The following is a 12,186-nucleotide window of genomic DNA, read 5'->3' as shown; positions in this document are numbered from 1 at the left end:
TTAGACCGCCTGCAAGATACTCAGGTAATTGGCAACTGACGTGCCACCCATGTTGAACACTGCACCGCGCGCAGGGCCAGGCAGTTGCATGGCGCCGGCCGTGCCAGCTAGCTGCATGGCCGCCATCACGTGCATCGACACGCCGGTGGCACCAATCGGGTGGCCCTTGGACTTCAAGCCGCCCGAGCGATTGACTGGCAGCTTGCCATCGGCAGCGGTCACGCCATCAAGTGCCACACGGGCGCCTTGGCCTTGGGGCGCTAGCCCCATGGCCTCGTACTCCAGCATCTCAGCAATGGTGAAGCAGTCATGCGTTTCCACAAAGTTCAAATCTCCTAATCCAATGCCCGCGTCAGCCAGGCCCTTTTGCCAGGCCATGGCAGCCCCCTCAAAGCGAGTCGGATCGCGTCTGCTCATCGGCAACCACTCATTAACTTGGGTACGCGAGAGCCACTTGATCGCCGGCACCTTGGCCGAGCTAGAGCGATCCAGCGAAATCACGACCGCTGCCGCCCCATCTGAGACCAAGGAGCAGTCCGAGCGTTTCAAGGGGCCTGCCACGATCGGATTTTTGTCTGACACGTTGCGACAAAACTCAAATCCCAAGTCGCGCTGCAAATGAGCAAAGGGATTGTCGACACCGTTCTTGTGATTCTTCGCTGCAATGGTCGCCAAGGCGTCTGACTGATCGCCATACCTCTCAAAGTAGGCCCCAGCGATTTCGCCAAACACCCCGGCAAAACCCGCCGGAATACCTGCCTCTTCCTTAACGTATGAGCACTTAAGCAGCACCTCGCCAATCTGCGCGTTGGGCAAGGTGTTCATCTTCTCGTAACCAACGACCAAGACCCGCTTCATACGGCCCGCCAAAATCGCATCGATCGCGGTGTAGATCGCGGCCGACCCGGTGGCGCAAGCGTTTTCTAGTCGAGCAGCTGGTACATGGCGCAACTCAGGAATCGCCACGCCCACCATGGCCCCAGCAAAATCCTGTGGCACAAAGCCACCGTTAAATGTGCCTACGAACACACCGTCAATGTCCGAGACATCAAACCCGGACGATTCGATTGCCGCCAACCCTGCCTCACGAATCAGCTCTTCGATCTCAACAGCATCGTGTTTGCCGAATTTGGTGTGGCCCCAGCCAACGATCATCGGTGTGTTCATGTCTATCCCTCAGTTTTTTGAATATTGATTGGTGCAATGGGAATGCTGAGTAGTTCGCGAAACATACTAACGAAGACGCCATGCAGAGTGTCAAGTCGCTAGCCAACTAACCAACTGTCCCGAACGTTTCCAAAGCACCCACAATCTTAGCGCGATGAACGAGTAGGCAAGCATCCAACCGCTTTTAGTGCTGCGCTGAGCAATTGCCACCAAAATACAACTACGCCTAAGAGACCACTGCAAAGAATGCTGCGCGGATGACTAACTCTTGTTAATATATGACATATATGTCAAATTTATTTTTAGTAAGGTAGTTTCCGTGCAGCAAATAGACCTATACGCTCTCCAAGAAACCGTTTTAAGCCGTCTGCAGTCAATGAATGACGAACAGTTCGGGCGTGCCAAGCTATGCGGTGGTACGGCCTTGTCGCGTTGCTGGCTAGAGCACCGGATATCCTACGACCTTGATTTTTTCTTGCCGAATGGGTTCAAGGTGATGGATCTTGCTGTTGCGATTAAGCAGGCGGGCATTTCGTTCGAGACGCGTGATCTGGTGCAAGACGATCACAAAGCCAATCAATTGCACGGCGATGTGTTTCTCGAAGGTCAACGGCTTAAAGTCTCGTTCATTGAGGATGCGTATTTTGAGCTTTATCCGAGCGTATCGAAGCCCTTTGGCGAGTTGACGGTGCAAACGGAAGAAATCCCGGGCCTTTATCACCGCAAGCTGCGCACAGTTGCGCGGCATGGTCAAGGCGAAGAGCCTGATTCCTTCGACGGCGGTCGACAAAAAGCGCGAGATTTGTTTGACCTGCATGTCCTATCCGTTAAGCACATGCCGCTGCCAGGTTTCATCGAAAGCCTACCCTACCCCTTTCCAACCGGCTCATTCATCAACGGATTGGTCAGCATGCCATGGCTGGAGTTAATCGACGAGCTTGAAGAGTTGATTTGTGCACCACAGTGGGCACAAGCTAAAGATGTTGAGTTTTTACGGAATTCGCTCTACGCACAGATTGGCGCCAAGACTCTTTCCGATGATGACGATACCGGCCTGACTGATGAAGCGCCATCATGAAAAAACACGTAGCGCAACCAATGATCGAACCCTGGGAGGTTGTGAGCAAGAAAGCCTACTGGGATCGCGATGTGGACTTGCAAAGGTGGCGCGATCGCATCGCCACCGGTCATCGCTCCTATCTGCCAGATGCCATCAAGGCGATGCACCCGCGCGAGTTCATCCACTTCTATGGCAAAAAAGCATTTGTCCTCGATTGGCCAAGATTAAGAGCGCAGCTACCGACGCAAGTTCACAGACACTGCCCCATCTACGACGTGTTTTGGAGCCAGTTGGCCGGCGGCGGCTACGATTTAAGGCCGTTTGCTGATTACTACGATTTGCCCGAACGCCGACGCCAGTTCCTGCGCGCTGTGGCAAAAAAACCCGGCCAAAGCATCTACGAAGTCGCCATGTCTTTGAACATGCAGTACCGCCGCGCGCATGACCATACGACGGCCCTGATGAGAGAAAACAGGATCAGAGGCAAAGAAGTGATTGACAACAGCAGGCGTAAGATCAAGCTGTACCCCACCTATGGGCGAGCTGCTATCACGCATCGTGATAAAAAGGCATCGTCTACCGCTGCGTTAGATGCGCATCCGATTCACAAGAGAATTTAACATTAGTTTCCAAAATAACATCTGTGCAGAAAGTATAAAAATTTTTATACTTTCTGTACACTTAAGCCATGCAAACAATTGAAGCAATGGAACTGATTGATAACTTGCGTCGTCGGGGCGTGGGCGTGTTTACGTCCAGAGACCTTTCCCTTCTCTTTTGTGAAAAAGGCATCAAGCTCAAGAAGACAGTCGCTAATCTAGTGAAAAGAGGAGCGCTTATCCGAGCTGCTCGTGGGATTTACGTCCACGCTAGCCAACCCATCGTCGATTACGTCAGAGAGCAAATTGTCCTGTCGCTAAGGGGGTCAGTGGAGTTTATATACATCTCACTCGAATGCGCACTCCACCGCCACCATCTAATCACTCAAGTACCGACAGCCCTGACACTCATGACCACCGGCAGGAGTGCCCAGCTGCAGACTCCGTTTGGGCTGATTGAGTTACGGCACACTAGCAGAAACCCCGCCGACCTTTACCGCAGAACTGAGATAGCTGAGGGTCCTTTACCATGGGCCAGTCCATCGTTAGCTATCCAGGACGCGAACAGAACTGGGCGCGCCCAAGGTCTTTTAAAAGATTACCAGGAACAATATGGCTGAAACCCAAGCAACCCGTTATCACGAAACGTTACGCCGAGCACTTGAATCGTATGGCAACCGTGCCGACTCCGTTAAATGGATGGTCGGCAAAGAACTACTTCACCCGATCATATTGGAAGCATTGCTTGATCTGCCCGATTTGCCCGAAATGCAATTTCAGGGTGGCACTTGCTTGCGCTTACTTTACGGCAACCCGCGTTTGTCAGAGGACCTTGATTTTGCAGTGACCGACTTTTCAGACGTTGATCTCGGCAACTTCGCGGAACGCTTGGAAAAGGCTTTAAATCGTGGGTACGGCCTAAGCGGGAGAGTAAAGATCCCCACTTCCTCAGACAAAAAGCCTACATCGCGCCATGTCGCGGTCAGATGTTGGCAAATTGTGGTTGAGACTGCTTTGAACAGAAGCGAACCATCCCAACACATTAAGATTGATTTCGCCGAAATCTCATCATTCACTCGCGAAATTCTTCCCTTAATCGGACACTGGCAGGACTTTCAAGCGGCACCTCGCGTTTTGGTGCCAGTCCAATCAATCGAAGAAATTGCGGCCGACAAAACATTGGCGCTAGCTGTTCAAACCAAATTTTTGCGGGTGCGCGACATTTTTGACTTGGCGTTTTGCCGCCAAAAAGGAGCACAGCCACGAAAAGACTGGGTGTATGCCAAAGCACTGCAATACGGTGACCAAATCAGCCCCGACCTTTGGCGAAACACGACTGACCGAGTGTCCGAACACATCCGTAGCGGTGTATTCGCGAAAGAAATGGCGCGATTCCTAGTCCCAGATACCTATGACAACTTGATGAATGACGATGCCTTCATCGCCTACTGTGACGAATCAGTCAAATATTTCATGCAGGCTATGCAAGAGGATCAAGGCACGAATAGCGAACCTAGGTTTTTTCGATGATTGCGTTTGCAGGTATGCCGGCCAGACTCGAAAAACGTACTGGCCTAGCAAGCCTTAGTAACGCGGTGCAATGATAAATTTTTGCTCGTCAACGATTTTGGACACTTGAACGCAAAGTGCTCATCTCATGACACAGGACAATAAAGTGATCACAAACCAGTATCTTCAGTCGTGATCACTTTGTTTGAAGCCATCTTTTACTGTCGGTATGCCAATCCTTCTAATCAACAACCACTTACAAGCACTTACAACCACTTACAACCACTTACGACAGCCGACTATCTGCCCGCATCCTACTTCTTCCTCGTTGGCGGCAAATCCGTGCAGTGACCATCCGCGGCTTCCGCAGCCAGGCCCACTGACTCACCTAGCGTGGGGTGTGGATGAATGGTCTTGCCAATATCGACTGAATCAGCACCCATCTCAATGGCTAAGGCCACTTCACTGATCAAGTCACCAGCATTGGTGCCAACGATGCCGCCACCGATGATGCGGCCCGTCTGCTCGTCAAACAAAAGCTTCGTAAATCCTTCATCACGACCATTGGCAATCGCACGCCCTGAAGCAGCCCATGGGAACATGCCCTTTTTGACCTTGACACCTTCTTTTTTGGCTTGCTCTTCCGTGATACCCACCCACGCCACTTCGGGATCGGTGTAGGCCACTGACGGAATCACGCGCGCATCAAAATAGCTCTTCTCTCCAAACGCCGCTTCAGCCGCGACATGACCTTCATGCACGGCCTTATGCGCGAGCATGGGTTGCCCCACGATGTCACCAATAGCAAAAATGTGCGGCACATTGGTGCGCATCTGCGAGTCGACTTCAATGAACCCACGGTCAGTCACAGCCACACCAGCCTTGTCCGCGCCAATCTTCTTGCCATTGGGTGAGCGGCCTACGGCCTGAAGCACTAGATCGTAAACCTGAGGCTCCTTCGGGGCACCCTCGCCTTCAAAGGTGACATGAATGCCGTCCTTCTTGGCCTCTGCACCCACGGTCTTGGTTTTGAGCATGATGTTGTCAAACCGATGCTCGTTCTTTTTCAGCCAGACCTTAACCAGATCACGGTCAGCGCCTTGCATCAAGCCATCGAGCATTTCAACGACATCAAGTCGTGCACCCAGAGCGGAGTACACCGTGCCCATCTCAAGCCCGATGATGCCGCCACCGACAATCAGCATGCGCTTAGGAATCGCTGCCAACTCCAGCGCCCCAGTCGAATCCACCACGCGTGGATCTTCTGGCATAAACGGCAACTTCACGGACTGACTGCCTGCAGCAATGATGGCCTGGCCGAACTGAATCGTTTCCGCACCCTTCTCGGTTTTAACCTCAATGGTATTGGGACCCGTAAATTCAGCCACGCCATGAACTACGCGCACCTTGCGCGCTTTGGCCATGCCAGCCAAGCCACCGGTCAACTTACCAATCACACCAGACTTAAATTCGCGCAACTTGGCCAGATCCACCTTGGGCTTGCCAAACGTGATGCCGTGCGCCGCCATATGCTGAGCTTCCTCCATGACTGCAGCGGTGTGTAACAAGGCCTTTGATGGGATACAACCCACGTTTAGACACACGCCACCTAAGGTCGGGTACCGCTCGATCAGAATCACTTCCATGTCCAGATCAGCGGCTCGAAACGCGGCTGAATACCCACCAGGGCCAGCACCGAGCACGACTAGGGGGCCCGATGGAGCAGTGGCTGAGGTCGTTGCTGGGGCAGCGGCAGTCGCAGTTGCTGGCGCCGGCGCTGGTGCAGGCTTGTCAACGGCTGGTGCCTTTTGCTCTTCTTGCTTCACCTCAGGCGCGGCAACACCCCCTGCCCCTGGTTCAATCTGCGCAATCGGCGATCCTTCGCTGACCTTGTCACCGACTTTGACCAAGAGCTTGACGATCTTGCCAGGCTCTGATGCCGGGATTTCCATCGAGGCCTTGTCGGACTCCACCGTAATCAAGCTTTGTTCAGCTTCAATCGTGTCACCTTCAGACACCAGAATCTCGATGATCTCGACATCTTTGAAGTCACCAATGTTGGGGACGTGAATATCTTTGCTCATATCGTTCACCGCCCCCTTACAAGATGATCCGACGGAAGTCCGCCAGCAAGCTGCCCAAATAGGCATTGAAACGAGCAGCTGCTGCACCATCAATCACTCGATGATCGTACGACAGTGACAACGGCAATGTCAGGCGTGGCACGAACTGCTTGCCATCCCAAACCGGCTTCATGAAGGACTTGGAAACCCCTAGGATCGCCACTTCAGGCGCATTGATGATCGGCGTGAAGTTCGTACCGCCAATGCCGCCAAGCGACGAGATCGACATGCAGCCACCCGTCATTTGTGCCGGTGACAACTTGCCATCGCGCGCGAGCTTGGCAAGATCAGAAGTCTCTTGCGCCAGTTCCAACACACCTTTTTTGTCGGCGTTCATGATCACTGGCACAACCAGGCCATTGGGGGTATCGGCAGCGAAACCAACGTTGTAGTAGCGCTTAAGCACCAGATTGTCGCCATCAAGCGAGGCGTTGAATTCAGGATACTTCTTAAGCGCTGCGACCACGGCTTTGATCAAAAACGCAAGCATGGTGACTTTGATGCCCGCACGCTCGTGCTCTTTGTTCAAGGTCTTGCGCAGTTCTTCGAGCTCAGTAATGTCCGCTTCGTCATTGTTGGTGACGTGAGGAATCATCACCCAGTTGCGATGCAGGTTCGCACCCGAAATCTTCTTGATGCGAGACAAAGGCTTGGCTTCAATCTCGCCAAACTTCGCGAAATCAACTTTCGGCCATGGCAAGAGATCCAAGCCCACGCCTGATCCGCCCGTGGCTGCGGCAACTGCACCACCACCCTGCATCACACCCTTGACGAACTGTTGCACATCTTCCTGAGTAATGCGACCCTTGGATCCCGAGCCGTTGACTCGCGTGAGATCAACACCGAGTTCACGCGCAAACTTGCGCACCGAAGGCGAGGCATGCGGCAATTGGCCAGGCGCAGTCGGCACAGCGATATTGGCCGTTGGCGACGCTGGTGCCGTTGGCGACGCTGGTGCCGTTGGCGACGCTGGTGCCGCTGGTGCCGCTGGTGCCGCTGGTGCCGCGGTGGCTGCCGGTGCGGGTGTTGCTGCTGGCGCTGGCGCAGCCTTAGGTTCTTCCACCTTCACTTCTTGTGCCGCTTCTGTCTTGGGGGCAGGCGCAGCCGCAGCACTGGCACCTGCTTCTACGTGCAAAATCACACTGCCCTCGTTGACCTTGTCACCGATTTTGATGTCAATTTTCTTGACCACACCGCCCGTTGATGCCGGGATCTCCATCGAAGCCTTGTCAGACTCCACGGTAATCAAGCTTTGCTCAGGCTCAATCGTGTCACCCACGTTAACCAGTAACTCGATGACCTCCACGTCCTTGAAGTCACCGATGTCGGGCACTTTGACTGCTGTCAGATTGCTCATCTCAATTCTCTCCTCAGTGCTCGACGGTTAGGCGTAAGCCGGGTTGGGTTTGTTCGGGTTGATGCCATACTTGGCAATCGCCTTGGCCGGAGCATCTTTGGCTACCTTGCCCTCGCGCGCCAACTCCACCAATGTCGCCAACACCACAAAGTGACGGTCCACCTCAAAATGCTCACGCAACTTGGCGCGGAAATCTGATCGCCCAAAACCATCTGTGCCTAACACTTTGTAGCGACGGCCTTCAGGAATGAACGGACGGATCTGGTCAGCAAAAAGCTTCATGTAGTCGGTGGATGCCACGATGGGACCCTCGGTCTTTTCCAGTAACTGAGTCACATAGGGCACTTGTGGCTTGGCACTTGGATGCAGCATGTTGTGACGTTCGCAATCCATGCCGTTGCGGCGCAACTCGGTAAAGCTCGTTGCACTCCAGACATCGGCATGCACGCCCCAATCCTCTTGCAAGAGATCGGCCGCAGCAATCACCTCGCGCAAGATCGTGCCTGAGCCTAGGAGCTGAGCCTTAGGCGCGTCTTTGCTTTTGGCCTTGGCACCTGGCTTGATCTTGTACATGCCCTTCAGAATCCCTGCTTCATCACCCGTCTTTAAGCCTGGCTGAGCATAGTTCTCATTCATCAGCGTGATGTAGAAGTAGACATTCTCCTGGTCCTCGACCATGCGCTTTAAGCCACTTTGAATGATGACAGCCACTTCATGAGCAAATGTGGGGTCGTACGACACGCAATTCGGAATGACCGATGACAGGATATGGCTGTGACCATCCTCGTGCTGCAAGCCCTCACCGTTCAGTGTCGTGCGCCCTGCCGTGCCACCGAGCAAGAACCCACGTGCTTGCATGTCACCCGCAGCCCACGCCAAGTCGCCAACACGCTGGAAGCCAAACATGGAGTAGTAGATAAAGAACGGAATCATGATGCGGTTGTTCGTCGAATACGACGTGGCTGCCGCAATCCAGGAACTGAAAGCACCGGCTTCATTGATGCCTTCTTGCAGCAACTGCCCGTTGGCTGCTTCCTTGTAATACATCACCTGATCTTTATCGACAGGCACATACTTCTGCCCTTCGGGTGCATAGATACCTATTTGTCGAAACAGCCCTTCCATGCCGAACGTGCGAGATTCATCGGCGAGAATGGGCACCACGCGCGGGCCAATTTCCTTGTCGCGCAGGATCTGGTTCAATGAGCGCACAAAAGCCTGCGTGGTTGAAATCTCACGACCCTCGGGCGTGGGATCCAAAATCGGGCGAAACACTTCGAGCGCAGGTGCCTTGAGTTTCTCGTCTGCCATGACGCGACGCTTGGGCAAGTAGCCACCGAGTTCTTTACGGCGCTCATGCAGGTACTGCATCTCGGGTGAGTCTTCCGCGGGCTTGAAGTAAGGAATCTTCTCAAGCTGATCATCCGGCACCGGGATGTTGAAACGATCGCGAAACTCACGGATTGATTCAAGGTCGAGTTTCTTTTGTTGATGGGCTGGGTTCTGACCTTGGGCGACGTGACCCAAACCATAGCCCTTGATCGTCTTAGCCAAAATCACCGTAGGCTGACCTTCATGCTTGGTGGCGGCATCAAATGCCGCATATACCTTGTGGGGATCATGGCCACCGCGGTTCAAGCGCCAAATGTCCTCATCGCTCATGCGCGAGACCATCTCAAGCAACTTGGGATGTTTACCAAAGAAATGTTCACGTACAAACTTGCCGTCGTTGGCTTTAAACGCTTGATACTCACCGTCAACGGCTTCTTCCATGACTTTGCGCAAAATCCCTTCTTTGTCGCTTGCCAAAAGCGGATCCCAGTAGCCACCCCAAATTAGCTTGATCACATTCCAGCCGCTACCGCGGAAGTCACCCTCGAGCTCCTGAATGATCTTGCCGTTGCCACGCACCGGACCGTCCAGACGTTGCAAATTGCAGTTAATGACAAAGATGAGGTTATCGAGTTTCTCGCGCGCGGCCAGACTGATGGCGCCCAAGGATTCGGGCTCATCCATCTCGCCATCACCGCAAAACACCCAGACTTTGCGCTTGCTAGTGTCAGCAATGCCACGTGCATGCAAGTATTTCAGGAACCTGGCCTGATAGATCGCCATCAACGGGCCCAAGCCCATGGACACGGTTGGGAACTGCCAGAACTCTGGCATCAGTTTGGGGTGCGGGTAGGAAGACAAACCTTTGCCATCGACTTCCTGGCGGAAGTTGTCTAACTGCTCTTCCGTCAGCCGGCCTTCGAGATACGCACGACCATACATGCCGGGTGATGAGTGCCCCTGGAAATAGACCAGATCACCACCATGCTCTTCATTCTCGGCATGCCAGAAATGATTTTGGCCGCAACCAATCATCGTCGCCAGTGATGCAAAAGAAGCAATGTGACCACCGAGATCTCCGCCATCAGGTGGGTTGTGCTTATTGGCTTTGACCACCATGGCCATAGCATTCCAGCGGATATAGCTGCGAATCTTGGCCTCAAGCTCCATATTGCCTGGGTGACCAACTTGTTCACCGGTAGCAATCGTGTTCAGGTAGGCAGTGTTCGGAGAGAAAGGGATATGGGCACCCGAACGACGAGCCTGATCAATCAGTCGCTCAAGTAAATAATGTGCACGCTCTGGCCCTTCGCGCTCAAGAACTGCGGCCAGCGCCTGCATCCACTCTTCGGTCTCAAGGGTGTCAGGGTCATTTGCGGCCTGATACGTCAATGCGGGATTGCCCATTGCCATCTCTCCTTTGTTCAGAGCGCCGCTTTTGGGTGAACGAGGCGCTTGGTCTACTTGTCACTTGATTCTAGGGGCTACTTGATGACAGGGCAAGAAAAATTTCACTATTTGGATTTACTTTTTGTATTGTGAAATATTGTCACATGTGGCTAACTGAGCTTTGAGGCAATGACGACCCAAACAGACGATTGCTACTAAGGAAAAATCCAATCAGATTAAAAAAACAATTTGTGTTTTTATTCAAACAAATCGTACAATCTGATCGTAGCCCAAAAAACACATGAGCCTGTGCGACAAACCATGAGACGCCTAGATCGAACCCACGCATCGTCGGACAGATCGACTGATGACCGAGGTGCACTTGCCAAGATGGTGATGACCCTCCTTGACCATTGGAAATTAAATACTGAAGAGCAAGCAGTTCTGCTTGGCCTTGCGCCAAGCAATCGGGCTGCATTGTCCAACTACCGCAGCGGCAAACCAATCGGCACAAGCCGAGACCAATACGAGCGTGTAGGACATTTGCTTGGCATCCACAAAAATTTGCGACTACTGTTCCCGCACGATAGGGAACTGGCGTATCGCTGGATGACCACTCGCAACAAAGCCTTCGACAACTTGACACCTGTGGAAGTCATCAAAGAATGGGGGTTTGCTGGCTTGTTGCTCGTACGTGGCTACTTGGATCGCGCCCGCGGCCATTGACTGTTGCATCGGAAGTAATCAATGACACCCCTGTTTTCTCGAATCGCGCTGGTCGACATGCATCAGAGCGTCATGCGCAATATCGTTTCAATTTGTTATTCACAGGACTTGTTTGATGACTTAACAGATGACCCACATCTTTGGGAGCTTGCCCAAACCGTCGAAGATGACGTCAAACCACCCACCTATCGCTCAAGTACGCCCATCATCGACCGTCCCTTCGAAGATGCGGATTGGTTTAATGCCATTGCCTGGCCGTTTAAGCATTGGCAGGCCAGTCGGTTTTCTGATGGCACCTATGGCGTCTGGTATGGATCCGACTCGGTAGAGACCACAATCTACGAATCAGCCTATCACTGGTATCGGGGACTATTGACCGATGCAGGTTTTGAGAAGATGTCGGTGTCTGCCGACCGCAAGGTCTACAGCGTTTCCTGCGATGCGGCATTGCTTGATGTCAGAGCTGCTGCTGTCGAACACACAGACCTCGTGCACCGCACGGACTACGCATTTTGTCAGACAGTCGGTGCACGCGTTCACCGCGAAGGTCACCCAGGCTTAGTGACACCATCGGTGCGTCGATCAAGCGGTGAGAACATTGTCATCTTCAACCCAGCAGTGCTTTCTAATCCCCGGCACCACTGCCAACTGACTTATCGGCTTGAGGCTGGCCAGATTGCAGTTCAAAAGCAGCCAGGTAAGACTTGGTTCACGCTCGAGGCAGCTGCTTTGTGACCCATGGGTCTGTGGATAGACAAAAAGAATGGGGGCGACAGCCTGATAGACGATTAGCCGTCAGACAAGATGGTCTGGCTCGCTCCCGATGCTTTCGTGACCACGTCGGGACAACATCTGCGACTAAAAGTCAGTCAGGAGGCGCAAGCACTACTTCCTGCCGCCTGCCAACGCGCGGCATGGCACTGT

Annotated in this window: 10 protein-coding genes; 6 read left to right on the top strand and 4 right to left on the bottom strand. The window is 53.2% G+C overall.

Going from position 1 to position 12,186, the window contains the following annotated elements; translation table 11 throughout:
- Positions 1–1,167, bottom strand: a complete 1,167-nt coding sequence (locus DHf2319_RS06215) for an acetyl-CoA acetyltransferase (RefSeq protein WP_243479927.1) — start codon at positions 1,165–1,167, stop codon at positions 1–3.
- A gap of 319 nt (positions 1,168–1,486) precedes the next feature.
- Here DHf2319_RS06215 and DHf2319_RS06210 point away from each other — a divergent pair, with 319 nt between their 5' ends.
- The 4 genes from DHf2319_RS06210 to DHf2319_RS06200 all read left to right on the top strand — a co-directional run bounded on the left by DHf2319_RS06210 (position 1,487) and on the right by DHf2319_RS06200 (position 4,356).
- The gene (locus DHf2319_RS06210) at positions 1,487–2,245 is read left to right on the top strand and encodes a nucleotidyl transferase AbiEii/AbiGii toxin family protein (protein ID WP_243479926.1); all 759 of its coding nucleotides are present in this window, start codon (positions 1,487–1,489) and stop codon (positions 2,243–2,245) included.
- Entirely contained in the window at positions 2,242–2,847 is a 606-nt protein-coding gene (locus DHf2319_RS06205) for a hypothetical protein (protein ID WP_243479925.1), read from the top strand. Before DHf2319_RS06210 ends, DHf2319_RS06205 begins: the two co-directional genes overlap by 4 nt.
- 68 nt (positions 2,848–2,915) lie before the next feature.
- Positions 2,916–3,446 carry a type IV toxin-antitoxin system AbiEi family antitoxin domain-containing protein gene (locus DHf2319_RS13185; protein ID WP_369810230.1) on the top strand — a complete coding sequence of 177 codons (531 nt, stop codon included), beginning with the start codon at positions 2,916–2,918 and terminating at the stop codon, positions 3,444–3,446.
- Positions 3,439–4,356 (top strand): nucleotidyl transferase AbiEii/AbiGii toxin family protein, encoded by a 918-nt coding sequence (locus tag DHf2319_RS06200; RefSeq protein WP_243479924.1) that lies wholly within the window; start codon positions 3,439–3,441, stop codon positions 4,354–4,356. Before DHf2319_RS13185 ends, DHf2319_RS06200 begins: the two co-directional genes overlap by 8 nt.
- 293 nt (positions 4,357–4,649) lie before the next feature.
- Here the strand turns inward: DHf2319_RS06200 and lpdA are convergent, their stop codons facing one another.
- Genes lpdA through aceE form a run of 3 tightly spaced genes read right to left on the bottom strand, consistent with a single transcriptional unit; the run spans position 4,650 to position 10,554 of the window.
- Positions 4,650–6,419 (bottom strand): dihydrolipoyl dehydrogenase, encoded by a 1,770-nt coding sequence (lpdA, locus tag DHf2319_RS06195; RefSeq protein ID WP_243479923.1) that lies wholly within the window; start codon positions 6,417–6,419, stop codon positions 4,650–4,652.
- Between the two features lie 16 nt (positions 6,420–6,435).
- Positions 6,436–7,815 (bottom strand): dihydrolipoyllysine-residue acetyltransferase, encoded by a 1,380-nt coding sequence (gene aceF / locus DHf2319_RS06190; protein WP_243479922.1) that lies wholly within the window; start codon positions 7,813–7,815, stop codon positions 6,436–6,438.
- 27 nt (positions 7,816–7,842) lie between these two features.
- Positions 7,843–10,554 (bottom strand): pyruvate dehydrogenase (acetyl-transferring), homodimeric type, encoded by a 2,712-nt coding sequence (gene aceE, locus DHf2319_RS06185; protein WP_243479921.1) that lies wholly within the window; start codon positions 10,552–10,554, stop codon positions 7,843–7,845.
- Positions 10,555–10,857: 303 nt separating this feature from the next.
- Between aceE and DHf2319_RS06180 the strand changes: the two genes are divergently transcribed.
- Positions 10,858–11,262, top strand: a complete 405-nt coding sequence (locus tag DHf2319_RS06180) for an MbcA/ParS/Xre antitoxin family protein (RefSeq protein ID WP_243479920.1) — start codon at positions 10,858–10,860, stop codon at positions 11,260–11,262.
- Between the two features lie 21 nt (positions 11,263–11,283).
- Positions 11,284–11,997, top strand: coding sequence for an RES family NAD+ phosphorylase (locus tag DHf2319_RS06175; RefSeq protein ID WP_243479919.1), 714 nt, complete (start codon positions 11,284–11,286; stop codon positions 11,995–11,997).
- Positions 11,998–12,186 lie beyond the last annotated feature (189 nt).

The organism is Orrella daihaiensis (genome assembly GCF_022811525.1).
In the GTDB taxonomy this organism is placed as follows: Bacteria; Pseudomonadota; Gammaproteobacteria; order Burkholderiales; family Burkholderiaceae_B; genus Algicoccus; species Algicoccus daihaiensis.
The sequence above is the reverse complement of the archived record's forward strand: the minus strand, read 5'-3'. Positions and strand labels throughout refer to the sequence as shown.

Bases quoted from the DNA above. Each gene is read 5' to 3' on its own strand.
- DHf2319_RS06215 (WP_243479927.1), bottom strand. From the start codon at position 1,167: ATGAACACACCGATGATCGTTGGCTGGGGCCACACCAAATTCGGCAAA.
- DHf2319_RS06205 (WP_243479925.1), top strand. From the start codon at position 2,242: ATGAAAAAACACGTAGCGCAACCAATGATCGAACCCTGGGAGGTTGTG.
- DHf2319_RS13185 (WP_369810230.1), top strand. From the start codon at position 2,916: ATGCAAACAATTGAAGCAATGGAACTGATTGATAACTTGCGTCGTCGG.
- DHf2319_RS06200 (WP_243479924.1), top strand. From the start codon at position 3,439: ATGGCTGAAACCCAAGCAACCCGTTATCACGAAACGTTACGCCGAGCA.
- lpdA (WP_243479923.1), bottom strand. From the start codon at position 6,419: ATGAGCAAAGATATTCACGTCCCCAACATTGGTGACTTCAAAGATGTC.
- aceF (WP_243479922.1), bottom strand. From the start codon at position 7,815: ATGAGCAATCTGACAGCAGTCAAAGTGCCCGACATCGGTGACTTCAAG.
- aceE (WP_243479921.1), bottom strand. From the start codon at position 10,554: ATGGGCAATCCCGCATTGACGTATCAGGCCGCAAATGACCCTGACACC.
- DHf2319_RS06180 (WP_243479920.1), top strand. From the start codon at position 10,858: ATGAGACGCCTAGATCGAACCCACGCATCGTCGGACAGATCGACTGAT.
- DHf2319_RS06175 (WP_243479919.1), top strand. From the start codon at position 11,284: ATGACACCCCTGTTTTCTCGAATCGCGCTGGTCGACATGCATCAGAGC.